This window comes from Viscerimonas tarda (genome assembly GCF_054601255.1).
Window position 1 is genome coordinate 1 of sequence record NZ_BAAHWV010000019.1, and the last position, 24,475, is coordinate 24,475.

The window sequence follows — 24,475 nt, forward strand, 5'->3', positions numbered from 1 at the left end:
AAGACCACAGGACTATGCGAGTACTGACACACTTTTCTACTCCACCAACAGGGCGGTGGCAGCGGTGGGTAAAGAACTGTTCATTAACTATTCGCATAATGTCGCTTAATTTTGAGTACTTACTTATCATTTTTGCTCAAAATTCCCATAATCGGTCAAAATTCCCAGGGCAAACCATGGAGAAATTTAGTACTACTGTTATGGATGAGATTCCTCCCTTTGGTCGGAATGACTCGCCTGTCAGTAGTTTAAAGGATGAGGAAGTGGCGGCGAAGCCGCCACTTCCTCATCCCCTCTCCCCAAAAGGAGACTGTCATTCCGACCAAAGAGAGGAATCTCCTGTTCATATCAGCAACTTTACCGAAAGGCATAAGCAGTAAAATTTTTCATGCGTTTTCCCTTGGTAATTTCCCCATATTTTTTGAATTTTACGCGAAAAAAAATTACCTTTGGGATTCCAATTACAATAAAACAAGTTTAAATACATATATGTTTCCAGAAGATACAACAGATGATCTTGAAAATTTGGATGAGGACAAGCCATCCGGTGGTGTAGGAGATGATAGCAATAGCGAAACAAACGAGGGCTTGCATTCGGGCTATAAGGTTCCGTTGAAAGACCTTGATAGTCAGTTGCATTTGTCGGGTATGTACCAAAACTGGTTTTTGGACTACGCTTCGTATGTGATACTCGAAAGAGCTGTTCCTCATATTGGCGACGGGCTAAAACCTGTGCAACGGCGCATATTGCACTCCATGAAGCGCATGGATGACGGACGCTACAACAAAGTGGCGAACATAATCGGCCATACCATGCAGTTCCACCCGCACGGCGATGCTTCTATCGGCGATGCACTGGTTCAGTTGGGGCAAAAAGACCTGCTGATTGATTGCCAGGGAAACTGGGGAAACGTGCTTACCGGAGACGGCGCTGCAGCCCCCCGTTACATCGAAGCGCGGCTATCGAAGTTTGCCTTGGAGGTGCTGTTTAACCCCAAGACAACCGAGTGGAAACCTTCCTACGACGGGCGAAATAAAGAGCCGGTATCGCTTCCCGTCAAGTTTCCGTTGTTGCTGGCACAGGGTGCAGAGGGTATTGCAGTCGGCCTCTCGTCGAAGATATTGCCGCATAATTTTAACGAAATATGCGATGCCTCGGTGGCTTACCTCAAAGGAGAGCCATTTGAGCTGTATCCCGACTTCCAAACCGGGGGTTGCGTGGATGTGTCGCGTTACAACGATGGCGAGCGGGGCGGCGCCGTAAAAGTCAGGGCGAAAATAACGAAACTCGACAATAAAACACTTATTATAACCGATGTACCGTTTGGCCGGACAACATCGTCTCTGGTAGAATCTATTCTGAAAGCGAACGACAAAGGGAAAATCAAGATTCGTAAAGTGGATGACATTACGGCGCAAAATGTAGAAATACAAATTCATTTGGCCCCGGGTGTGTCGTCGGATAAAACAATTGACGCCCTGTTTGCATTCACCGATTGTGAAATAAGCATTTCGCCCAACTGCTGTATTATAGAGGACAATAAGCCTCATTTTTTGCGTGTTGGCAACATCCTCCGATATACGACCGACAATACGCTGAACCTTCTTCGTCTGGAACTGGAAATCCAGAAGAGCGAACTTTTGGAAAGCTTGCATTTTGCTTCGCTCGAAAAAATATTTATCGAAGAACGTATTTACAAGGACAAGGAATTTGAAAAAGCCGAAAATATGGATGCTGCCATTGCCCATGTTGACAAACGGCTGGCTGTGTTCAAACACCTTTTTATCAGGGAAGTAACCCGGGAGGACATACTGAAGCTGATGGAAATAAGGATGAAGCGCATCCTTAAATTTAACTCGGACGAAGCGGACGGGCTGATTGCAAAATACAAAACCGAAATTGAAGAAATAGACCACAACATAGCCAACATTGTGGACTACACAATTTCGTGGTTTGTGATGCTGAAAGAAAAATACGGCAAAGCATTTCCGCGTAAAACCGAATTAAGAAGCTTCGATATCATTGAGGCGACAAAAGTGGTTGAAGCAAACGAAAAACTGTATATAAACCGCGAAGAGGGCTTTATCGGCACTTCGCTCAAAAAAGACGAATATATTTGCAACTGTTCCGACATCGACGACATTATTCTTTTCTACAAAGACGGCAAATACAAGATAGTCAAAGTCTCGGAAAAAATGTTTGTGGGAAAAAACCTGTTGCATCTCGATGTTTTCAAGCGGAACGACAAACGCACCATCTACAATGCCGTGTATCGGGATGGGAAAATAGGGGCGTATTATGTAAAACGCTTTGCCGTAACAGGGGTTACCCGCGACAAAGAATACGACCTGACCAAGGGAGAAGCCGGTTCAAAAGTAGTGTATTTTACGGCAAACCCCAATGGCGAAGCGGAAACTATCCGGGTGATACTAAAACCACGTCCACGTTTGCGGGTGCTTGTATTTGAAAAAGATTTCAGCGATATAGTTATTAAAGGCCGGCAGTCGATGGGTAATTTGCTTACAAAAGCCGATATACATAAAATATCGTTGAAGCAAAAAGGCGGTTCTACGCTTGGAGGCCGAAGGGTATGGTTCGACCCCGATGTGTTGCGTATCAATTACGATGAAAGAGGGGAGTATCTGGGCGAATTCCAGAGCAACGACCAGATTTTAGTTATAAACAAAAAAGCTGAATTTTACACGACCAATTTCGACCTCACCAACCATTACGAAGCAGATATACTTCGGATTGAGAAGTTTAACGCCAATAAAAACTGGACAGCCATTCTTTACGACGCCGACCAGGGATACGTCTATTTGAAGCGTTTCACCTTGGAATCTTCGGCCAAAAAACAAAGTTTCCTTGGCGAAAATCCCGAATCGGAACTGCGTTTGTTGACCGATACGGCCTATCCGCGCATAAAAGTTGTTTTTGGCGGACACGATAACTACAGGGATGCAATAGAAGTGGATGTAGAAGAATTTATAGCCGTAAAAAGCTTTAAAGCCAAAGGGAAACGCTTATCGGCATATCAGGTACAGGACGTTGAAGAACTCGAACCGCTACATGCCCCCGAAATACCGGAAGAAGATGCCAATGATGACGAACCGGGCGAGAGCTACGATGCTGCGGATGAATTGGATAATCGTCCCGATTCGGATATTATAGATGAAATAACAGGACAAAAGTCCTTGGATTTTGAATAAGAACAGCCCCCCCGCCCCCCGTAGGGGGGCGGGTTAGAGAATATGCCTAAAACCATACAAAAAGCCCTTGTTATCAGTTTCCTGTTTTTATGCGGGCTGACGGTGTATGGTCAGTCCGATTCGTTGTGTTTGCCTGTTCCGTCCAATAATGCAACGCTTGTTGGCTTTGGCGCTATGGAGCTTTACGACACCTATTTATCGCCCTTGAAGTATAAAGGAACCTCCTTCAGGTTAATCAATGAGCGGATGAAGCAGATGCCGTGGTTCGACAATAAATTTGTCAGGCAACAAACAATGGGAATAGAATTGGCGCAGGCTGAAAATCCGGCTAAAAATACCACCGAATATTGGCTCTTGTTCGATTACAATTGGGGGGGGCACTACAATGTGCTGAAAACGGATAAATTCCGGTTCTCGGCAGGGGCTATATGGAATACCTCCATTGGCGTGCTGTACAACGAGCGAAACGGCAACAACCCCGCATCGGCAAAAGCATATAGCAATATAAACCTGTCGGTAATAGGTTTTTACCGCTTAAAAGACATCACTTTTCGCTGGCAGATGGATACGCCGGTTGCCGGAGTTTTATTTTCGCCTCATTTCGGACAATCCTATTACGAAATGTCGTTGGGGAATACGGTTGGCGCCGCCAATTTTGCCTCTCTGCATAACCAGCGGGCTTTGCGAAATTATTTTACCATCGACTTCCCAGTCGAAAAATTCACATTCCGACTGGGATATTTAGGTTCGTATTATCAAACTAAGGTACACAGTTTGCAATCGCACAACTATTCCAACAGCATCGTCATCGGGCTGGTTGCAGAATCAATTAACTTTAGCGGAAAGAAATTGAAGCGGAATAAACAGATTAAGAGTAGTTATTATTAACCTGAGTTCCGTTTAAGAAAACCTATTTACACCTAATTTTCTTTACAGAACAACCTCAGTAGCAATATGTTACATACATACAGACCTCATTACCTCATTAGAATGCAAGCGCAAATGAGGTAAATGAGGTTTAATTTGTGGAAGATTTATTGGCTACTGAGGTTATTATGTAAAGAAAATTAGGTGTAAATTAGGTTTTTTATTGAATATCAATTATTTATTATTCTTTCTTATCCAGAACTCAGGTTATTAACAGGCCACTAAGGCTGTCCCAATATGGAAACATGGAGAGGGGCTGTAGGGGCAGACCTGTGTGTCTGCCCAGGGATTGTAGGGAGATTGCGGGTCGGAGCCCGCAATGACAGCGTTTTTTATCGCTTCGCGCCAATTATTCACATTATTCCCATTGGCACATTATTCTCATTATTTATCAGTCTTGCCAGATAAGTATGGGGCTCGCATTGACTTCTTCCAGTTTGCGGGCTTTTATTTTCACAATTTCGCCATTGACAAAAAACACAAGGTTCCCGTCTTCTTTTTGCTTCTTTTCCAGTAACCGGTCGCAAGTCATGTTCAAACCGCTGATGATTTTATGGCGTAAAACTAGTTCGTCCCGGTTCATGAATTTCGGAGTATATTGTAAATTTCGGGAATGTAAATTTCGGTAACCTGGTCTCTTTTTCCCTCGGCTATCAATTTGAAAGGAATTTCGGAGTTGTTGATTACGATCCAATAATCGCAGATGGGCGTATATAATGTAAACAAATTGCGTATGCCCGATTTATATCTTCGCCTGATAACCTCCTCCGGCACATTATGCCCGCCGGATCTGACCCTGTCTTCGACCCTGCTTACGGCCAAATCGGGCGAATTGAGCCAAAAATACAGCAAGGTAACAAAGTAGCCCTGTTCCTGCGCTTCCCTGATAAACCGGACGTATGATTTTGTGGCCAGGGTAGTTTCGATGGCGAAATCTTTTTTATTCTGGAGCAAATCTTCCATTCGCCTCACCATAATCCTTCCCGCATCAATTGATACACTTTCGGGTTGAAAGGGAGATAGTCCTCTTGCTATTTCGTCGGCATTTATAAATTCCTTGCAATCAAGCATTTCGGGCAACATAACATACGATGCTGTGGTTTTGCCCGCACCGTTGCATCCACCTACAATAAACAGATTTGGCATGTATTATTCTTTTATTTTGTTTTGCAAAGATAGGTTTTTAACCGAAAAGAGCAATATGAATAATGAGAATAATGTGCTGATGTGCTGATGTGTTGATGTGAATAATGTGCTGATGTGCTGATGTGCTGATGTGTTGATGTGAATAATGTGCTGATGTGTTGATGTGCTGATGTGAATAATGTAGGGTCGTGGCGTGCCACGACCATTTTTATTTTGTCATTGCGGGCTCCGACCCGCAAAGAACAGTCGGATCCCGCAATGACAGTCAGTTTATAGTCGCTTCGCGCCAATTATTCATATTATTCACATTAGCACATTATTCTCATTATTAAGGTTGGCTATTGGAAGATTATTACTAAATTTGCATGTTTTTTTCAGGAAGTGATACACATTATTATATAATACCAAATTTGAGTTATGCTTACAGTAGAGAAAATTGGCGGAACATCCATGTCTCAATTCAAAAATGTTTTGGATAATATTATTATAAGTAACCGGAAACCGGAAGACTATTATAACCGGATATTTGTTGTTTCGGCATACAACAATGTAACCAATTGGTTGCTGGAACATAAAAAGACAGGAGAGCCCGGCGTTTACGTTAAGTTTCTCGAAAACGACGATTACACCATCGCTTTGGATAGCCTCTGCCAACGATTGTTGCAGATAAATGCAGGGATGGAATCCATAGGATTAGATATTCGCAAAGCCCGGGAATTTATTGAATTTCGGCTCGAACAGGCCAAAAACATGTTGAATAGCTTGAGTCAGGTGATGGCATCGGGCTATGTGAGAACAGATGATATTTGCCTGGCGGCACGTGAAATATTGGCCTCGATAGGGGAGGCGCACTCGGCATGGAATTCGGTGAATATACTGAATAACAACGGTGTGAATGCCCGGTTTATTGATTTATGCGGCTTCAATGATTCCTGCCCATTGACCATTGACGAACGCATAAGAGAAGCCTTTAAAGGAATTGAGTTTGATAAGGTTTTGTGCATTGCAACCGGCTATACAAAAGGAACAGAGGGCATTATGCGCGCATTCGACCGCGGATACACCGAAGTAACTTTCAGCAAAATAGCCGTTGAAGTGAAAGCCGGTGAAGCCGTTATCCACAAAGAATATCATCTGTCGAGCGCCGACCCCAATATCGTTGGGCCGGACAAGGTGATTCCAGTAGGACGTACAAGCTTTGTTATTGCCGACCAGCTGGCCGACATAGGCATGGAGGCGATACATCCCAAAGCCGCTAAACCACTCGAATTGGCAGGCATTAACATACGGATAAAGAACACATTTGAATCCGAACACCCCGGAACACTTATCACACGCGGATATATTTCGCCCGAACCTAAAATAGAAATTGTGTCGGGCACCAATAAGGTGGTGGCGATAGAAGTGCACGACCCGATGATGGTGGGAGAAGTAGGCTTCGACTTGAATATCATGACGTATTTTGCCAAGCACAATGTGAGCTATATCCTGAAATCGACCAATGCCAACTCCATAACAATGGTAGTTTGGGACAATCATAAATCGCGGGAGCTAATCGAAGACCTCAAAGAATCGTTCTACGAAATTGTGGTAGAAAAGGTAGCCATCGTGTGCGTCATGGGAACAAACATAGCCATGCCCGGCTTTTTATACCGTGCATCTAAAGCGCTGTATAATAAAGGTATCAATATCGAATGTTTCGGACAATCGTTGCGGCAGGTCAATATGCAGTTTGTTATGAAGCGGGAATTTTACAACGATGCCGTGTATGCCTTGAACGAAGAATTGTGTTTGAAATCACGCATTCCCGTTGTCGGAAAAATAAAAAATTAGGAAGTTTTATACTTATGGGGGTATTTCGTATGGTATAATTATGTAACTTTGCCTGATGGAATTTGGTTTCTGAAACAGATTCCATGAAAGTTTGGGCTTGAACCATGAAAACATAAAACTCAAAACCTGAAATAAAGCGAATACCCGTTTTTAAATGTAGAAATGACCCTAATAAAGGATATTTTTGTGTTTTTAATTGAATTTTGCAGTTTTTTTTATGGAAAAGACAGCTAGACATAAAATCAATTCCTATATTTGTGCGGGCAAAAATTAAAGATGTTAAAAACCAAATTAAATCGCCTGAAAGCGAAAAAATGATAATAACAGAAATAATCACTAATTAAAAAACAATTTTATTAATTTATTATGGAAACTAAACCAACTAAACCAACGAAAACGACCAAACCAAGATCCAAAGGTGTATCTGCTATGCTTGTGGTTATTGGTTGTGCTATTATTGCTCACTTGTTCTTTTACCTCTTTTGCGGAGCAGACAGTAACTTTGACGAAAAAGGGCACCCTGTAAACATGTTTGGAACATTGAAGCAAGGGGGATTTGTAATTCCTATCGTAATGACACTTCTTCTTACGGTGTTTGTTTTGTCAATCGAGCGTTTCTTTGCTCTGACCAAAGCGAGCGGTAAAGGTAGCATCACCAAATTTGTAGCGCTTGCAAAAACCAAACTTGATGCCGGCGACATCGAAGGCGCAAGAAAAGCGTGTGATGAACAAAAAGGTTCTGTCGCAAACATTCTGAACGCCGGACTATTGAGGTACGAAGATGTTGAAAAACTGGGAAACTTAAACAACGACGAAAAAGCAGCCATCATCCAAAAAGAACTGGAAGAAGCTACAACTTTGGAATTACCTTATCTGGAACAAAACCTGAACGTAATTGCAACTATATCTTCGTTGGGAACACTATTCGGACTATTGGGAACGGTACTTGGTATGATCAGGTCGTTCGGCGCGATGGGTAACGAAGGAGCTCCCGATTCAACTGCTCTTGCGATTGGTATCGCCGAAGCCTTGATGAATACAGCGATGGGTATCGGTACCGGCGCTGCTGCGATTGTTTCTTACGGTTACTTTTCGGCAAAAGTTGGAACTATTTCCAATGCTGTTGACGAAGTAGGTTTTGCCATTGGCCAAACATACACCAAAGTACATTTAGGAAAATAAAAAAAATATTGTAGAATGATTTGTGGAATTTGAATAGAATTTCACTCTAATAAATAAAATAAAGAAGAGATGTCTAAAGTAAAAGTAAAAAAACACAGTACGTTTATTGACATGACGGCAATGAGTGACGTTACTGTACTCTTGCTGACATTCTTTATGTTAACTGCGACTTTTATTCCTAAAGAACCGATTCAGGTGATTACACCTCAATCAGTTTCCGAAATTAAAGTGCCTGAATATGACGTACTAACCATATTGATTGACCCCAAAGGGAAAGTCTATATGAACATCGACAGGGCGGATAGCAAAAAAGCGACACTGGAAAAAATGGGAGAACTTTATGGCCTCTCATTCACACCAAAACAACTGATAGCTTTTTCGTATCCTACAACCTTTATCGGTGTTCCTATGAGGGAAATGAAATCGTTTTTGGATAAACCCATGGACGAGCAGGATGTAATGATTAACAGTTACGGAATCCCTTCGGATAGTATTAATAATCAGCTGGCTCAATGGATCAGGACGGCGAAAGATGTAAACAGTGATTTGGAGATAGCGATTAAAGCTGACAAAGAAACAGCTTATCCTCATGTTAAGAATGTGATTTCTACACTTCAAGACCTGAAAGAAAACCGCTATCGGTTAGTTACTAATCTTCGTGGAATGCCTGATGGATTTTAATTGGGAATATCAAGCGGAACTTTTAATAAAAAGTAAATTAAAATAAAGTTATGGCAGAAGTAAATACCGGTAGTGACGAAGGTAAAAAAGGGAAACCCAAAAAGATGCACCTGAGGGTGGACTTCACCCCGATGGTTGACATGAACATGTTGCTAATCACCTTTTTTATGTTTTGTACTACCTTAAGCAAGCCTCAAACTATGGACATTACGGTGCCTACAAAGGATGATAAGGAATTGACAGAGCAGGACAAAAATAAAATTAAAGAATCTCAGTCAATAACTATCCTTTTGGGCGAAGAAAATAAAATCTATTATTACTTGGGAATGCCCAATTATGAAGATTATACCTCTTTGAAAGTAACGGATTTTGCCGGTTTGCGCGACCTGTTACTCGAACGTAATGAGATAGGAATCAGGCAAATGACAGCGTTAAAGCTGAAAAAATACAAGAAAGAAGTTTCTGAGGAAGATTTTAAAAAGCAATCATCGGAGATCAGGAACAGGAAAGAGGGCCCGATTGTGGTTATAAAACCAACGGACTTTTCGACTTACGCCAATCTCGTAGATGCTCTCGACGAAATGCAGATTTGCAGTATAGGTACTTATGCCTTGGTAGATTTGGCGGATGGAGATAGATTTATGCTTGAGAATTATAGTACCAAGGGAAGTCTTTCGGCGCAAATTAGTAATTAATCACATTCATTTAAAAAGAGAATTATGGCTAAAGAAGTAAATTTGAATTCCTCTGAATGGTGTGATATGATCTTTGAAGGAAAGAACAAAAAATATGGAGCATATTTTTTGCGTCAATCTTCCTCTAAAAGACATCTGGTCGCATTCTTAATCGTGCTGATTGGCGTAGGGGTTATTTCGGCAATCCCTTCAATCATGGAAGCGGTGAAAAGAAACAGCCAGAATCTTGGTGGGGTAGAGGATGCGTTCGAGCTTTCAAACATTACCAATGTAGAGGAACAAGTTCCAGAAGAAAATATCATCAAACAAGAAACGGCTCCACCGCCGCCACCCTTGAAAGCAACCATCCAGTTCACGCCTCCTATTATCACAGAGGATGAAAAGGTATCGGAAGATGATGCAATGAAATCGCAGGACGAGTTGAATGAAAACAAAAATATTCAGGTGTCAATCGCAACTGTTGAAGGTTCTAACGATAAAGATGCGGTGGATATTGCGGACTTGAAAGACCACAAGGTGATTGTTCAGGAAGTAGCAGAAGAAAAACCTTTTGTCAGTGTAGAACAAATGCCTAATTTCCCCGGTGGAATGGGTGAGTTGAACAAGTTCATAGCAAGCAATCTGAAATATCCGACCATTGCATCCGAAAACGGTATTTCGGGACGTGTAATCGTTCGGTTTGTTGTAGGAAAAGAAGGAAAAGTTTCTGATATTCAGATAATGAGAGGATTGGATGCCTCTTGTGATAAAGAAGCAAGACGTGTAGTTGAACTCATGCCCAAATGGATTCCCGGAATGCAGAATGGACGCGCAGTTCCTGTATATTTTACGCTTCCTATCATATTCAAGCTGGCACAGTAACAACGATTTGTTTATAATATCATAAACTGATCATATAAAGAAAGAGGAGCGGATGATACTATCCTCTCCTCTTTTTAAAATTAGAGGAAATATAAAGGTATGAATTTTCGTTTTATCTGGGGCGCTTTTATGGCTGTGGCCTACATAGGAATAGCTTATCTGGTGGTTTTTACACCCGTACTAATCCGGTACAATGCCAATGATAATAAATCGGCAAACGATGAATATTTTATTGTTCGCATCATATTGGGGCTTGTCCTGTTTGCATACGGCCTGTTCAGAGGCTACCGGATATGGAAAATGAAACAAAATTAATCGCTGATAGGCTAATTTTAAATGAAAAATGAATGATGAAGAATAGAATCGACAAAAACAATTATTCATTCAATTGTTGCAAAACGGCAATTGGCACATTGGCACATTGGCACATTGGCACATTCGTTATCTGTTTACTGTGTGTCGTCCTCTATTCGTGTAGCAATGGCGGAAAGGCAACACGTACGGATACATACACAAGCGGTTTTGCTGTTTTTGTCAGCGACGATTGCTTTGCGCCCATTGTAGAGGAAGAAATAAACGTATTTGAAGCCTTGACCCCCGATGCCAGTTTAATGGCCCTGTACACCAGCGAAGTAGAGGCCGTGAACATGTTGTTGAAAGACAGCGTGCGACTGGCTATTTTGGGACGAGACCTCACCGAAGCCGAAAGACAGGGCATCAAAGCGCGGAATGAAAAACTGAATCCACGCTCGCAGAAGATAGCCATTGATGGTATCGCCCTGATAATAAACAAAGAAAATACCGATTCGCTGATCAGCGCTTCTCAGATACAGGAAATTATGACCGGCGGATTGACTTCGTGGAAACAACTGAATCCGCAATCGAACTACGACAACATTGCCGTTGTTTTTGACAATCCCAATTCGAGTACAGTTCGTTTTATCAAAGATTCGATATGTTTCGACAAGCCTTTGTACGAGGGTTTGAGGGCGCAGGAAACCAACCAGTCGGTTTTGGATTATGTTGCCAAAACCCCCAATGCTTTGGGAGTTATAGGCGTTAACTGGATTAGTAATCCGAATGATACCACCAATTTGTCATTTACCGATAAAATTCGGGTAATGTCGGTGAGCAGGAGCTATCCGGCTACCGAAGATAATAGTTATCAGCCACTTCCGGCCTTTTTGGCTTTGGGAGATTATCCCCTGACCAGGGATGTATATATTGTGTTGACAGACCTTAGAGGGACTTTGCCCGCCGGTTTTGTTGATTTTGTGGCAAAAGACAGAGGTCAACGTATTATACTGAAAGCCGGTTTAGTACCTGCCACACGGCCTGTTCGTCTGATCAGGATGAAAGACCACCTGTAAACCAGAAATATAAACTATAAATAAATATATATTAGAGACATGACAAAGAAATACTTATTAGGCGCTCTATTCGGTTTTTTGATAAGCTCCTTAACCTACGCACAAAACGTTGGAATTGATTATTTTAGTACGGACGAACTGGAAATAGCAAAAGATATTTTTGAAAAACAGTTGAACGTAAATGCTCCCGAAGCAAATTACTATTTGGGCGAAATAGCCTACGCCAAAGGCGAATCGGATAAAGCCAAATCGTATTACCAGCAAGGCCTTGCGGCATCTCCCGCCTACGTGTTGAACAATGTGGGATTGGGAAAATTGTTGCTGAAAACCGATGCAAAAGCAGCAGAAAACGAATTTTCGACAGCCTTGAAAAAAGACAAGAAAAACGTAGAAGTGATTGTTGCCATAGCAAGAGCATACTACCAGAACGGGCTAAAAGACAAACTGGCTTCGCGCCTGGAAGATGCCCGCAAAGCCAATAAAAAATCGCCATTAATCTACGTGTTCGAAGGCGATATGCTGAAAGATGCGGAAAAGTTGGGCGATGCTGCCGGATGGTATGCGCAGGCAATTAATTTTGCACCCGATTACACCATAGCTTATATCAAGACCGCTCAGGTTTACGAGCGTATCAATCCGGCTACGGCTATTGATGCCTTGAAGAAGGTATTGGAAATCAATCCCGATTACAAGCTGGCATATAAATACCAGGGGAATATTTACTATACGGGAGGACAATATGCCAAAGCTATTGATGCTTACAAAACATTTTTTGCCGATAAAACCTATAGCGCCGAAGACCTGACCCATTATGCGGCATCGCTGTTCTTCAGCAAAAATTATGACGAAGCAAAAGCCTTGATTTCGGAAGGAATAAAGAAAGATGCCAACAACTTTGTATTGAACAGGCTGTTGACTTACAGCGCCGTTGAATTGGAAGATTATGCCAATGGACTGATAGTTGCCGATAAGTTTTTTTCGCTGGATAAAGGAACAAGCGAATACATCGCAAGAGACTATATAACCTACGGAAAAATCCTGATTGAAAACGGACAGATAGATAAAGCCTTGGAACAATATGATTTGGCGATTAAACTCGACCCCACACAATTCGACTTGTATAAGGAAATTGCCGGCACATTGGCCGATGCGGGCAGAACAATTGACGCCGCAAATTATTTCCGGAAATACATTGATTTAGCCGGTGAAAAAGCCGAAGCCCTGGATTATTATAACATGGGCAGGTATTATTACATGGCAGCAGGAAGCGGAGTGAACTCAGAAGAAGCCGAAGTGCTTGCAAAAATCAAAGAACACCTTTTGGCCGCCGATACAGCCTTTGCTACAGTTGCAACTCGTGTATCCGACAGCCATTTGGGGTCATTCTGGAGAGCTCGCGCCAATTCGTTGCTGGATGTTATTGCAGGGAAAGAAACTAAGGCAAGACCCCAGTTGGCGAAACCTTATTACGAAGCAGCTATCGACATAATTCTGGCTAAAGAAGAAGCGGAGAAATCCAACGCTAAAGAATTGATAGAAGCATACCGTTATTTGAATTCGTACTACTATTTATTGTATGACGAAACAAAAAGCCCTGAGGCTAAAGCCAACACTATTTTGTACGGCGAAAAGCTGCTGAGCTTAGACCCCGAAAATGCCCAAGCTAAACAGATAGTTGAAGCGCTTAAATAAGCTGTATTGAGCGATATAAAAAAAGGCCTGATATTTCAGGCCTTTTTTTTGTTGTATTGATTAAAATGATGTACCTTTGCTATCAGTTTTGTGGATAGATTTGATTGATTGCAACCACATGAAAAAATGCTAAAATGTTTTTCATTTATTCTGCATTCATACACCTCTGTCCTTATTTATAAATAATTAAAACATTAATTATGAGTTATTTATTTACCTCCGAATCCGTTTCGGAAGGGCATCCGGATAAGGTCGCAGATCAAATATCAGATGCATTGTTGGATGAGTTTCTGGCACATGACCCCAATTCTAAGGTGGCATGTGAAACCTTGGTAACAACAGGGCAGGTTGTATTGGCCGGTGAAGTTAAATCGCAGGCTTATATTGATGTTCAGGAAGTGGCGCGAAATGTTATCGAACGCATTGGATATACCAAAAGCGAATACCAGTTTGAAGCGCAGTCGTGCGGTGTTCTGTCGGCCATACACGAGCAATCGGACGACATCAACCGTGGTGTAGATAAAAAAACCGACCCCATGGACCAGGGCGCCGGAGACCAGGGCATGATGTTTGGCTACGCAACAAACGAAACGGACAACTACATGCCGCTGGCATTGGATTTATCGCACGCTTTATTGTTGGAACTGGCCGTGATAAGAAAAAAAGAACTGCATTTGATGCCCTACCTTCGCCCCGACGCCAAATCGCAGGTAACAATTGAGTACGATGACAATGGAACACCCTTGCGCATTGATACGATTGTGATTTCGACACAGCACGACGACTTTGGCAGCGACGAAGAAATGCAGGCAAAAATAAAAGCAGACGTTATTAACATACTGATTCCCCGCGTCAAAGAAAACTATCGATTCAGGGAAGATATTGCCGGACTGTTTAATGATGAAATAACCTATCACGTGAATCCAACCGGAAAATTTGTTATCGGAGGCCCTCACGGCGATACAGGTTTAACCGGACGGAAAATTATTGTTGACACCTACGGCGGAAAAGGAGCGCACGGTGGAGGCGCATTCTCGGGAAAAGACCCATCGAAAGTCGATCGTTCGGCTGCTTATGCGGCTCGCCATATTGCTAAAAATCTGGTAGCTGCCGGCGTTTCTTCCGAAGTACTGGTGCAGGTTTCGTATGCTATTGGCGTGGCCAGACCAATGAACATTTATGTGAATACATTTGGTAAAAGCAACGTACAGCTAGCCGACGGCGATATTGCACGCAAAGTGGATCAATTGTTCGACATGCGACCGAAAGCAATAGAAGAACGCCTTAAACTGAGGAACCCTATTTATTCGGAAACCGCAGCATACGGGCACATGGGACGAAAAAATGAGGTGGTAACAAAAAGCTTCAAATCGCGCTATAGCCCCGATACGCTAAAAGTAGAAGTGGAACTGTTTACCTGGGAAAAACTCGATTTTGTTGAGCCCATAAAGAAAGCATTCGGCTTGTAATCAGAATAGAATGAGGCTGTGTCAAAAATTTTGAGACAGCCTCGTTTATTGAATTTCGTGTAAATTGTGGAAACAGACTCTATAACATACGATACGACGAACTATTGTGGAAAGCATGTATTGATAGAAAATTTGTCAATACCTGAAATCCAATTGCTCGATAAAAAGTATTGGGATAAGGAGCTGTTTTTTTCGATAGACTCGCTTCAGTCTCAGAACGAAACTATAACAGTGAGACCGGCCGAAAACCATGACGGAATTAAGCCGTTTTTCTCGCTGGAACAAATAGATGGAATATTTTCGCTATTGTTGCTCTGCTTCTTGTTATTGGCCTACATATACAAGGGCGGGATTCTCTTTTTTAAAGAAAATCTATCTTTCGCTTTTTCGACACGAAAGATTGTCAATCAGTTAAATAAAACAACCGCCTCGGAGTTTGGGTATAATTTTATCTTGATTTTCCAGTTTGTGCTGTTGGCATCCATCTCGCTTTTTGCCTTGTTCACCAAACAGGATACGACCTACATCCCCCCGAATAGCTTTTTGATTATACTTGTGTTTATGTTGGTCATTTTTTTATTCGGAATGGGTATGTTCCTTTTCTACAAGTTTGTAGGCTATCTTTTCGAAATTCAGGATGACATCAAAATGTTTATAAGAGGCCATCTGGTTGTCCTGGAAATCGTGGGATTGCTCGCTTTTATTCCTGTTCTGCTTTTAGTTTACTCAAGTTATTACCACGAAGTCTTAATCGGTTTCCTGATTGTGTTGTTCGTGATTTCGCGATTAATAATAATTTACAAAACCGGTGTCTTTTTTTTCCGGCAGAACGTTAATTTTTTATTTTCGATTGCCTACCTTTGCAACGTGGAAATAATTCCTTATTTTTTGTTGTACGGGGGATTGTTACATTTATTTAAAATAGACATAATCAGTTTGTTATGACTTTTAAGATTAAAAAAATATTAATATCACAACCTAAACCAAATACGGAGAAATCGCCCTATTTCGATTTGGCCGAAAAATATGGTTTGGAGATAGACTTTAATCCGTTTATTAAAGTTGAAGGAATTGATGCTAAGGAATTCAGGCAGCAAAGGATAAATATTTTAGATTATACGGCAATAGTTTTCACTGCAAAAGTAGCTATCGACCATTTTTTCAGGTTGTGCGAAGAACTTCGTGTTACGATGCCCGAATCGATGAAGTATTTTTGTATTTCGGAGGCGGTGGCGCTGTATCTCCAAAAATACATTATTTATCGCAAGCGTAAAATATTTTTCAGCGCGACAGGTAAAATGGCCGGATTGGCAACGCCATTAACAAAACACAATAAAGAAAAATTTCTGATGCCCGTATCCGATGTTCACAGCGACGAACTGACTGTGATATTGGATCAGAAGTCGATTAATTATACCAATTCGGTGATGTATCGCACGGTTAGCAACTCCATTGTACAGGAAGATATTGAAAAGTACGACATGTTGGTGTTTTTCAGTCCGGCAGGAATAGCGTCTTTATTCAAAAATTGTCCCGACTTTAAACAGGGAGATATTGCCATAGGATGTTTTGGCGCCACCACAGCCAAAGCGGTGCACGATGCAGGCCTGAGGCTCGACTGCGAAGCGCCTCTCCCCGAAATTCCATCAATGGCGGCAGCCCTGGAAATTTTCCTGAAAGAAAATCAGAAGAAGAAATAGTAATTAGCAAATTAGCGTGAGTTCATATAAGAATTGTCCGTTAGGCTAAGGCTGAAAGCCTTAACCTGACGGGTTGTAGAGGAGATTGCGGGTCGGAGCCTGCAATGACAAATGCAAAAAAGAGACTTATGACACAGCCTCATAGAATTTGCTAATTATCTCATTTTTAAATTTGCTAATTAAAGACTGGTGGAAGGTTTTACCGATAAGGATTTAGGGTGTGTGCTTGTGCGCCGGAATAGCCGTTCGAAACGCATGATAGCGAGGTACAAGGACGGGCACATTTTCCTCACGGTTCCGCCCCATTATTCAACAGATACAATTAAGCGGCTTTTTGAAGAATTGAAGCCACAATTGCTTGATTTCGAGCCGAAAAAGGCTTTTATTTTTAACGAAACTACCCAGCTGGAAACACTTTCGTTCAAACTTCTTATAACTAGGCACAAGCTACAGACTTATCATGGCAGCTTAAAAGATGGGATGCTGGTTATCTCTTGTCCCGAAACTACCGATTTTGAAAAAGAGGAAGTCCAGGGAATGATAAGGAATTATATCGAATCCGTCTTTCGGGCAGAAGCGAAGAGGATTTTGCCTTCTAAAGTTGAATTACTCGCCAAAAAGTACGGATTCAATTATACCGCTGTCAAGATTAACAACAGCAAGACCCGCTGGGGCAGTTGTTCGTCCCGGAAAAGCATAAATCTATCTTTCTTTCTATTGATTCAGCCGCTGCATCTCGTTGAGTTTGTGATACTTCACGAGCTATGTCATACCCTGGAAATGAATCACGGAGACAGATTCTGGGCGCTGCTGGATAAAGTTACAGGCAACAAGGCGAGAGAACTGACTAAAGAGCTGAAAATCAGTAAAGCAATGTGGTAAATCGCTAAAAATTAAGACTGAAATTTATACGGACACCCTCTTTGTTGATACCGGGGTGATCGAGGTAATTCAACCTTCGGACATAGTCGATACGAAAGAATTTTAATATATTTTCTACACCAACATTAAACTCCATATAGGGCATATTCGTCATGGAGTAAGAATCTTCGGGAAACAGCATTAAGTCCCTGTTATATAGCGGATTATTCTTCCTCGACAAACTGCCGGTAAAGCCGCTGAACTCAAAAACCTCCCGCCATTTAAAACTTCTTACCACGGGAATCCGGTTAAAGAGCCAGCCTCCCATCTTGTACTTCACATTCCACGAGAGTTGTATATCGTTTATAAATTCGAGCGGATTCAGTAAATTGAACGAGCCGTTTTGGAGGGTGATGGAATTATTGGCGTTGGCCGACACCAGAAGAGGGTAGGGAACTTTCCCGAAAATTCGCTCTCCCTTCACCGAGGAGTAAATTTTACCGTAAGGCGCCACCCACATTTCTTTATCAATTGACAAATACAGCTTGGTGTAATTGTATTGCCCTCCCAATAGATTCTCGAATCCTTTTAAGAATGAAAAATTGTAGATAAATCCTTTAGTCGGAAGGGTTTGCCTGAGCCTTCTTCGCTGAAAGAATTTTTCGTTCGGAGCATATCGCAGCATCAGCATTACTTCGGAGGTTCGGAGGTTGCGAACGGTGTCCAATTTATGCAGCAGGTCGTTTTGTTTCTCAAATGTAATATTCATCGCCGGTTTCTGATTGTGGGTTATGGCGTAAATATTGAAAGAAAAGCCACTGTAATATTCTTTGATGTACGAAATTTGGCTGGCTTGGTCGTATGCCAATTTTGCCGTTCTGGATCTGTTACTTATCGACAAAAGAATATTGTCCCTCTCGGCTTGCAAAAATTGCTGACCCAAGGCTGCCACATCGTACTTGTACGAAATAGACAAGTTGTTGTTCGGAAACTCATTTTTGTGGTAGTTTTTGTGGTTGAAAGCCCAAGTAGCCTCTCCCATATATTTTGGTTTGCCATCTTTAAAACCGTATGCAAAATATCCGTAAAGAAAAAGGTGTTTATGCAGATTTCTGGTTGTAGCGCCCGTCAATCGTAACCTGTTTCCCTCCAGATTATTATAGCTGTAAAGCGTTTCAACGGTTCCAATGTCTATTTTATTTTTGTCGGGGTCTTTGGATGTTGCTATGTAGCCCGAAGAGATGATGTTGGCAATTTTACCTATCTGACTGACTGTTTTATCGGCCATCAGTTCGTGCATCATATCATCCATGTTATAGTCGTTGTTGAAAACCTCGGGACGGTTATTTTTCCAGTATGCCTCGTTGTGCTTGTTGTATCCCGATAAGCGTATTTCGGGGGCAGGATTAAGGAAAATGGCATCTACCGGTTCGTTAAAACTAAAATTGCTGAATGTTTTAACTTTCTCGACATAAAATTTGAAGGTATCGAAAAGCGAAAACTCCATCGAGGTGGTATATTTGGTGGGTATCCACAAGTTGGGAGCTTTTTGTTCAAACTCCTGTTCCAGCATCATCGACTCTATGAAGTTCATGTTTATTTTAGTCGGAACCCGCATCAATATTCGTTTAATGGCGTAGGTAGAGTCGGTGGTTATATACAGATTTCCCGAAAAACCAATATCCCGGGTATTGAAGGGTACAAATCCCAGGTTTACATAGCGTGCACTGTCGATTGTTACCGTATCTATTAAATACCACTTATAAAAATCGACCGAGTTCGTAGAGCTTAGAGGCCCCACAAAGTCCCGGTAAAGCATGTTGATGTTGTTGTCGGTGATTGATACGTCTGCAAAGGTTTTAGACACGATGGTATTGATGGCTTCCGTATCAAGTTCCTGATCTAAACCTTCGTTCTGATAGGCTGTGATTACGGTTCTTGTCCCTTTCGGTTTTTTTCGGTAATATACTTCCGAAAGTGTTTCCCTCACCGAGAACGGAAGAATTGGTTTGCCGTTTATTTTCGATTTTGTCTCGTATTTGTGCAGGAATTTGAAATTCTTAAAAAGCAGTTGATTGGGGTCGAATTCGTTGAATGCGAAGAATATCCGGTCGTATTCATCGCTTTTGTAATAATCCTGATTGGCGATGAGCATATCGTTTTTATGCTCGATGACCTTCTTTATCAGGTCAACAGCCGGATTGTTTTCTTTTGAATATTTTTCTTTGCCGGGGCGCACGACCACCTCGTCGAGACTGACGCCCTCGGGCACAAGCAGTACATTCATCTGGGTAACTTGTCCGACCGGTATAGTTACCTCTTTGCTAAGGTAGCCCATCAGCGAAAACACAACGACATTTTTCTCCGTCCGGTTTCTTATCCGGTACTTACCGGCATCGTCCGTCAGTTCGCCTACGATTGAACCCTCGAAACGCACGGTGGCATAAGGTATGGGGGCGCCGGTAATGGAATCTTTTACCGTACCTTGTATAGCTGTTGTAACCTGCGCGTGTATGTTATTGCAGAATAGTAAAGATAAGATGTATAGAAATATAATTTTTCTTAGCATTTTTCTCTCAAAAAAAATTTATTCATCAATAACAGATTCAAATGAAGAACTGTTGTTGCGGGTTGACGAGCGGGCTTTTAGTCTGTCAGCTTTCTGTATCGCACCCGTTTAGGTTCTACATTGCCCAGACGGGCTTTTTTATTTTCTTCGTACTCGCTGTACGAACCCTCAAAATAAAATACTTCGGAATTTCCCTCAAAAGCCAGAATATGTGTACAGATACGGTCGAGAAACCAGCGGTCGTGCGAGATAACAACGGCGCATCCGGCAAAGTTTTCCAGCCCTTCTTCCAATGCACGAAGCGTATTTACGTCAATGTCATTGGTCGGTTCGTCGAGCAACAACACGTTGGCTTCCGATTTTAGCGTGAGCGCCAGATGCAGGCGGTTTCTTTCGCCGCCGGACAATACGCCGCACAATTTCTCCTGGTCGGCTCCGGCAAAATTAAAGCGCGACAAATAAGCGCGGGAGTTAATTTCCTTGCCGCCCACCCTGATAAATTCGGTTCCTTCGGATACTACCTGATAAACCGTTTTATTGGGGTCGATGGACTCGTGCGCTTGGTCAACGTAGGCTGTTTTTACGGTATCGCCTACTTCAAAAACGCCTTTGTCGGGTGTTTCCATTCCTTGTATCAGGCGGAAGAGCGTTGTTTTTCCGGCTCCATTGGGGCCTATAATTCCCACAATGCCATTGGGCGGAAGAGCAAAGTTCAGTTTGTCGAACAAAAGCTTGTCGCCGAAAGCTTTAGCTACATCCAGGGCTTCGATAACCTTGTTGCCCAAACGGGGTCCGTTGGGAATAAATATTTCGAGTTTTTCTTCTCTTTCTTTCTGGTCGGCGTTCAACAAGCGTTCGTAATCGTTCAAACGCGCTTTGCCTTTGGCCTGTCGTGCTTTGGGCGCCATTCTCACCCAATCCAACTCACGTTCGAGGGTTTTCCGGCGTTTGCTGGCTTGCTTTTCTTCCTGTTCCATGCGTTTGGTTTTTTGCTCCAGCCACGAGGTATAATTTCCTTTCCACGGAATACCTTCGCCACGGTCGAGTTCAAGAATCCAACCGGCAACATGGTCCAGGAAGTAGCGGTCGTGGGTGATACAAATAACCGTTCCGCTGTATTGTTGCAAATGCTGTTCGAGCCAGTCGATGGATTCGGCATCCAAGTGGTTGGTCGGCTCATCCAGCAACAAAACATCCGGTTCCTGAAGAAGCAGGCGGCAAAGCGCCACGCGGCGGCGTTCTCCTCCCGAGAGGCGCTCGGCCAATGCATCTTCCGGCGGACAGCGCAGGGCGTCCATTGCCCGTTCGAGCTTGTTGTCCAGATTCCAGGCATCGCTGGCGTCTATCTTGTCTTGCAGTTCGGCCTGACGGGCGAAGAGGGCGTCCATTTTGCCGGCATCTTCGTAATATTCCGGCAAAGCAAACTTTTCGTTTATTTCTTCGTACTCTTTCAGTATATCAACAATTGGCTGCACGCCTTCCTGTACGATTTCCTTGACTGTTTTTGCAGGGTCGAGCTGGGGGTCTTGTTCGAGGTAGCCCACCGAGTATCCTTTATCGGAGACAATTTCGCCCTGAAATTCTTTGTCTATTCCGGCGATTATCTTCAATAAACTTGATTTCCCCGAGCCATTCAACCCGATAATACCAATCTTTGCGCCGTAAAAAAACGACAGGTAAATGTTCTTTAAAACTTGTTTCTGAGGTGGATAAGTCTTACTTACCCCAATCATCGAAAATATTATTTTTTTATCGTCAGCCATATTTTATAACTTATAATTTAGAGGTACAAAGATAGCATTTTAGTTGCAAGTGTCAAGAATAATGAGAATAATGTGCCAATGTGAATGATTAGAATAATGCAGTAGCAACGCGTGCGTTGCTTTTTTTGGGGGTGATGTCCACCGCATTTTGAACGTAGGGGCGAATCATTATTCGCCCGTTGCCGTGAATTTCATGCATGATGGTTAGGAGATTGCGGGTCGGAGCCCGCAATGACAAATAGCCGATAATGGCAAGGGCGCGATTAATCGCGCCCCTACATTATTCTCATTGGCATATTATTCACATTAATTAATCTATCTTCACCACCACCGAGCTTTTCACATCGCCTGCCGATGCGGCACAATGAATGCTGAACTTGTCGGATTCTACTACCCAGCTGTGTTGTTTGTCGTCAAAAAAGGCCAAATCCTGCACTTTTACGGGGATTTCGACGGTTTTGCTTTCGCCTGCTTTCAGGAATACTTTGCGGAAAGCTTTTAATTCCTTTACCGGTCGCAGCGCCGAGGGTTTTGCCTGACTGGTATAAATCTGCACCACCTCTGCTCCGTCAACCTGTCCTTTGTTGCTGAGCGTGAATGATAGCTTTATTTCATCATCCTTGCCGTATTCTTTTTTATCGGCGTTCAGCTTGCCGTAATCGAATGTGGTGTAGGAGAGGCCATAACCAAACGGGAAGAGCGGCGCTATTTTTTTGGTGTCGTGCCAACGGTATCCCACCAGAATATCTTCCATGTAAACCTGCTTTATGCTATCGCCCGGGTAGGACAGGGCGCCAAAAGAATGAGCGGCGTTATCTTCCAATTTCTTCGGAATGCTGAACGGTAATTTTCCCGAGGGATTCACATCGCCTGCAATAACGCGGGCTGTTGCGTTCCCCGCTTCCGAACCCAAATACCACGATTGCATTAACGCGGGCACCTTGTCTATCCAGGGCATGGCAACGGCATTACCGCTAATAATAATCAGCCCCAGGTTTTTATTGACGCTTAGCAGTTCCTGTATCAATTCGTCCTGTCCGAAGGGGAGATTGTAGCTGATTCGGTCGCCGCCTTCGCTGTCCTGATGATGATTTTTGTTCAGTCCGCCGAAAAACAGTACCACATCGGCCTCTTTCGCCAGTTCAATGGCTTTGCGTTTCAACGAATCGGTATTTTGAGTAGGAGCCTTCACTTTATCATACGAGGTTGCGCCCGAAGCATAGCCCATTGTGTAAACAATCTGTTCGGTTCCATACCTCGCCTGAAGTCCTTCGAGGGGCGAGACTTCCTTTTTGGCCTTCAATTCGGAGGAGCCTCCGCCTGTTGTCAACGGACGAGTGGCATTTTCGCCAATTACGGCTATTTTTTTGTACTTCCCCTTTGGTATGGGAAAAAAGGCGTTGGTATTTTTCAGCAACACAATTCCTTCTTCGGCAATCGCCCGTGCCACAGCAGCATGTTCGGCGGTTGCAAGACTGCCATACGGGCGGCTCCTGTCCATGTTTGTCCTGAAATTGAGTCGCAGCACACGGCGGACTTTGTCGTTCAATTCCGATTCGGGCGCTTCGCCGCTCTTTATCAGTTTCAAAAGCGGTTGCGCCATGTAGTAGTTGTCGTAAGCCGAGTTGAGACCTGTGGTGAGGCCGTTTGTCCATGTGCCCATTTCTATATCAAGGCCGTTGAAAGCTGCTTCGCGCGCATTGTGAGCGCCACCCCAATCGGTGATAACGGCGCCGTCGAACTTCCATTCGGTTTTCAGTATTTTATTGAGCAGTATATCGTTATGGCAGCAATGTTGCCCACGGAATTTGTTGTATGCACCCATTATCGACCAGGTATGCCCCTCTGTAACTCCGGCTTTGAAAGCAGGCAGGTATATCTCGTACAAGGCTCTGTCGCTCACCTGCACATCAATGTGGTCGCGCCACACTTCCTGATTATTCAGCGCAAAATGCTTGAGGCAAGCCGCCACGCCATTTTGTTGAACCCCCTGAATATAAGGTACAACCATTCTGGACGACAGATAAGGGTCTTCGCCCATGTATTCAAAATTACGACCATTCAAGGGTGTGCGGTAGATATTTACGCCCGGGCCAAGCATCACATCTTTCTTTCTGAAACGGGCTTCTTCGCCGATAGCGTTGCCATATTGAAGCGAAAGCCCGGGGTTGAATGTTGCCGCCAGACAAGTCAAGGCCGGAAAAGCGGTACAGGCATCGTTCGACCAACCGGCATGTTTCCAGCTGTCCCATTCTATTTCCATGCGTACGCCGTGAGGCCCGTCGCTCATCCATATTTCGGGAATACCCAACCGCGGGCAACCCGGTGTGCTGAACTTGGATTGCGCATGTATCAGGGCTATTTTTTCTTCCAGAGTCAGCCGTTTCAGGGCATCTTCCACCCGTTCTTCTATATTTTTCGATTCATCCAAATAGACAGCCAGAGATTTGTTTTGGCTGTTGATGTTTACGGCAATAAGCATAAACACAGCAAGATAAATAATTTTTTTCATGGGA

Annotated in this window: 20 protein-coding genes; 15 read left to right on the forward strand and 5 right to left on the reverse strand. The window is 43.1% G+C overall.

The genetic code is table 11. The features are described from left to right. Nucleotides 1-176: 176 nt before the first annotated feature. The 3 genes from ACYPWY_RS09515 (at nt 177) to ACYPWY_RS09525 (ending at nt 4,098) form a co-directional block, all read left to right on the forward strand. Complete coding sequence (locus ACYPWY_RS09515) at nt 177-380, forward strand: hypothetical protein (RefSeq protein WP_459685296.1); 204 nt, start codon at nt 177-179, stop codon at nt 378-380. Nucleotides 381-489: 109 nt separating this feature from the next. Continuing rightward, on the forward strand, nt 490-3,210 hold the full coding sequence (locus ACYPWY_RS09520) for a DNA gyrase/topoisomerase IV subunit A (RefSeq protein WP_459685297.1): 2,721 nt from the start codon (nt 490-492) through the stop codon (nt 3,208-3,210). 42 nt (nt 3,211-3,252) lie between these two features. Further along, nucleotides 3,253-4,098 carry a DUF3316 domain-containing protein gene (locus ACYPWY_RS09525; protein WP_459685298.1) on the forward strand — a complete coding sequence of 282 codons (846 nt, stop codon included), beginning with the start codon at nt 3,253-3,255 and terminating at the stop codon, nt 4,096-4,098. 430 nt (nt 4,099-4,528) lie between these two features. On the opposite strand, the gene ACYPWY_RS09530 is transcribed toward ACYPWY_RS09525, so the two are convergent. Then, nucleotides 4,529-4,720, reverse strand: coding sequence for a hypothetical protein (locus ACYPWY_RS09530; protein WP_459685299.1), 192 nt, complete (start codon nt 4,718-4,720; stop codon nt 4,529-4,531). Further along, the gene (locus ACYPWY_RS09535) at nt 4,717-5,283 is read right to left on the reverse strand and encodes a zeta toxin family protein (RefSeq protein WP_459685300.1); all 567 of its coding nucleotides are present in this window, start codon (nt 5,281-5,283) and stop codon (nt 4,717-4,719) included. Before ACYPWY_RS09535 ends, ACYPWY_RS09530 begins: the two co-directional genes overlap by 4 nt. Nucleotides 5,284-5,700: 417 nt before the next feature. Here ACYPWY_RS09535 and ACYPWY_RS09540 point away from each other — a divergent pair, with 417 nt between their 5' ends. The 12 genes from ACYPWY_RS09540 (at nt 5,701) to ACYPWY_RS09595 (ending at nt 17,648) form a co-directional block, all read left to right on the forward strand. After that, nucleotides 5,701-7,116 carry an aspartate kinase gene (locus ACYPWY_RS09540; RefSeq protein WP_459685301.1) on the forward strand — a complete coding sequence of 472 codons (1,416 nt, stop codon included), beginning with the start codon at nt 5,701-5,703 and terminating at the stop codon, nt 7,114-7,116. Between the two features lie 366 nt (nt 7,117-7,482). Further along, nucleotides 7,483-8,298, forward strand: a complete 816-nt coding sequence (locus ACYPWY_RS09545) for a MotA/TolQ/ExbB proton channel family protein (RefSeq protein ID WP_459685302.1) — start codon at nt 7,483-7,485, stop codon at nt 8,296-8,298. A 69-nt stretch (nt 8,299-8,367) separates the two neighbouring features. Then, nucleotides 8,368-8,979: an ExbD/TolR family protein gene (locus tag ACYPWY_RS09550; protein WP_459685303.1), complete on the forward strand. Its 612-nt coding sequence runs from the start codon at nt 8,368-8,370 to the stop codon at nt 8,977-8,979. A gap of 50 nt (nt 8,980-9,029) precedes the next feature. Next, entirely contained in the window at nt 9,030-9,674 is a 645-nt protein-coding gene (locus ACYPWY_RS09555; protein WP_459685304.1) for an ExbD/TolR family protein, read from the forward strand. 24 nt (nt 9,675-9,698) lie between these two features. After that, nucleotides 9,699-10,535 (forward strand): energy transducer TonB, encoded by an 837-nt coding sequence (locus ACYPWY_RS09560; protein WP_459685305.1) that lies wholly within the window; start codon nt 9,699-9,701, stop codon nt 10,533-10,535. Nucleotides 10,536-10,634: 99 nt separating this feature from the next. Beyond that, nucleotides 10,635-10,850 carry a hypothetical protein gene (locus ACYPWY_RS09565; RefSeq protein ID WP_459685306.1) on the forward strand — a complete coding sequence of 72 codons (216 nt, stop codon included), beginning with the start codon at nt 10,635-10,637 and terminating at the stop codon, nt 10,848-10,850. A 32-nt stretch (nt 10,851-10,882) separates the two neighbouring features. Beyond that, nucleotides 10,883-11,905 (forward strand): PstS family phosphate ABC transporter substrate-binding protein, encoded by a 1,023-nt coding sequence (locus ACYPWY_RS09570; RefSeq protein ID WP_459685307.1) that lies wholly within the window; start codon nt 10,883-10,885, stop codon nt 11,903-11,905. Nucleotides 11,906-11,944: 39 nt separating this feature from the next. After that, nucleotides 11,945-13,597: a tetratricopeptide repeat protein gene (locus ACYPWY_RS09575; protein WP_459685308.1), complete on the forward strand. Its 1,653-nt coding sequence runs from the start codon at nt 11,945-11,947 to the stop codon at nt 13,595-13,597. Between the two features lie 200 nt (nt 13,598-13,797). Continuing rightward, nucleotides 13,798-15,066 (forward strand): methionine adenosyltransferase, encoded by a 1,269-nt coding sequence (gene metK, locus ACYPWY_RS09580; RefSeq protein ID WP_459685309.1) that lies wholly within the window; start codon nt 13,798-13,800, stop codon nt 15,064-15,066. Nucleotides 15,067-15,132: 66 nt separating this feature from the next. Next, a complete protein-coding gene (locus tag ACYPWY_RS09585; RefSeq protein ID WP_459685310.1) occupies nt 15,133-16,011 on the forward strand; it encodes a DUF4271 domain-containing protein in 879 nt (292 codons plus the stop codon). Continuing rightward, entirely contained in the window at nt 16,008-16,766 is a 759-nt protein-coding gene (locus ACYPWY_RS09590; protein WP_459685311.1) for a uroporphyrinogen-III synthase, read from the forward strand. Before ACYPWY_RS09585 ends, ACYPWY_RS09590 begins: the two co-directional genes overlap by 4 nt. A gap of 189 nt (nt 16,767-16,955) precedes the next feature. Further along, the gene (locus tag ACYPWY_RS09595) at nt 16,956-17,648 is read left to right on the forward strand and encodes a M48 family metallopeptidase (RefSeq protein ID WP_459685312.1); all 693 of its coding nucleotides are present in this window, start codon (nt 16,956-16,958) and stop codon (nt 17,646-17,648) included. 4 nt (nt 17,649-17,652) lie between these two features. Here the strand turns inward: ACYPWY_RS09595 and ACYPWY_RS09600 are convergent, their stop codons facing one another. The 3 genes from ACYPWY_RS09600 to ACYPWY_RS09610 form a co-directional block, all read right to left on the reverse strand. Then, nucleotides 17,653-20,196, reverse strand: a complete 2,544-nt coding sequence (locus tag ACYPWY_RS09600; protein WP_459685313.1) for a DUF5686 and carboxypeptidase-like regulatory domain-containing protein — start codon at nt 20,194-20,196, stop codon at nt 17,653-17,655. Between the two features lie 77 nt (nt 20,197-20,273). Further along, complete coding sequence (gene ettA / locus ACYPWY_RS09605) at nt 20,274-21,959, reverse strand: energy-dependent translational throttle protein EttA (protein WP_459685314.1); 1,686 nt, start codon at nt 21,957-21,959, stop codon at nt 20,274-20,276. Nucleotides 21,960-22,269: 310 nt separating this feature from the next. Next, nucleotides 22,270-24,471, reverse strand: coding sequence for a beta-glucosidase (locus ACYPWY_RS09610; protein WP_459685315.1), 2,202 nt, complete (start codon nt 24,469-24,471; stop codon nt 22,270-22,272). Between the last annotated feature and the right edge of the window lie 4 nt (nt 24,472-24,475).

What these genes read in the sequence shown, in the direction of transcription:
- ACYPWY_RS09515 (WP_459685296.1), top strand. Translation starts at nt 177, where the DNA reads ATGGAGAAATTTAGTACTACTGTTATGGATGAGATTCCTCCCTTTGGT.
- ACYPWY_RS09520 (WP_459685297.1), top strand. Translation starts at nt 490, where the DNA reads ATGTTTCCAGAAGATACAACAGATGATCTTGAAAATTTGGATGAGGAC.
- ACYPWY_RS09525 (WP_459685298.1), top strand. Translation starts at nt 3,253, where the DNA reads ATGCCTAAAACCATACAAAAAGCCCTTGTTATCAGTTTCCTGTTTTTA.
- ACYPWY_RS09530 (WP_459685299.1), bottom strand. Translation starts at nt 4,720, where the DNA reads ATGAACCGGGACGAACTAGTTTTACGCCATAAAATCATCAGCGGTTTG.
- ACYPWY_RS09535 (WP_459685300.1), bottom strand. Translation starts at nt 5,283, where the DNA reads ATGCCAAATCTGTTTATTGTAGGTGGATGCAACGGTGCGGGCAAAACC.
- ACYPWY_RS09540 (WP_459685301.1), top strand. Translation starts at nt 5,701, where the DNA reads ATGCTTACAGTAGAGAAAATTGGCGGAACATCCATGTCTCAATTCAAA.
- ACYPWY_RS09545 (WP_459685302.1), top strand. Translation starts at nt 7,483, where the DNA reads ATGGAAACTAAACCAACTAAACCAACGAAAACGACCAAACCAAGATCC.
- ACYPWY_RS09550 (WP_459685303.1), top strand. Translation starts at nt 8,368, where the DNA reads ATGTCTAAAGTAAAAGTAAAAAAACACAGTACGTTTATTGACATGACG.
- ACYPWY_RS09555 (WP_459685304.1), top strand. Translation starts at nt 9,030, where the DNA reads ATGGCAGAAGTAAATACCGGTAGTGACGAAGGTAAAAAAGGGAAACCC.
- ACYPWY_RS09560 (WP_459685305.1), top strand. Translation starts at nt 9,699, where the DNA reads ATGGCTAAAGAAGTAAATTTGAATTCCTCTGAATGGTGTGATATGATC.
- ACYPWY_RS09565 (WP_459685306.1), top strand. Translation starts at nt 10,635, where the DNA reads ATGAATTTTCGTTTTATCTGGGGCGCTTTTATGGCTGTGGCCTACATA.
- ACYPWY_RS09570 (WP_459685307.1), top strand. Translation starts at nt 10,883, where the DNA reads ATGATGAAGAATAGAATCGACAAAAACAATTATTCATTCAATTGTTGC.
- ACYPWY_RS09575 (WP_459685308.1), top strand. Translation starts at nt 11,945, where the DNA reads ATGACAAAGAAATACTTATTAGGCGCTCTATTCGGTTTTTTGATAAGC.
- metK (WP_459685309.1), top strand. Translation starts at nt 13,798, where the DNA reads ATGAGTTATTTATTTACCTCCGAATCCGTTTCGGAAGGGCATCCGGAT.
- ACYPWY_RS09590 (WP_459685311.1), top strand. Translation starts at nt 16,008, where the DNA reads ATGACTTTTAAGATTAAAAAAATATTAATATCACAACCTAAACCAAAT.
- ACYPWY_RS09600 (WP_459685313.1), bottom strand. Translation starts at nt 20,196, where the DNA reads ATGCTAAGAAAAATTATATTTCTATACATCTTATCTTTACTATTCTGC.
- ettA (WP_459685314.1), bottom strand. Translation starts at nt 21,959, where the DNA reads ATGGCTGACGATAAAAAAATAATATTTTCGATGATTGGGGTAAGTAAG.
- ACYPWY_RS09610 (WP_459685315.1), bottom strand. Translation starts at nt 24,471, where the DNA reads ATGAAAAAAATTATTTATCTTGCTGTGTTTATGCTTATTGCCGTAAAC.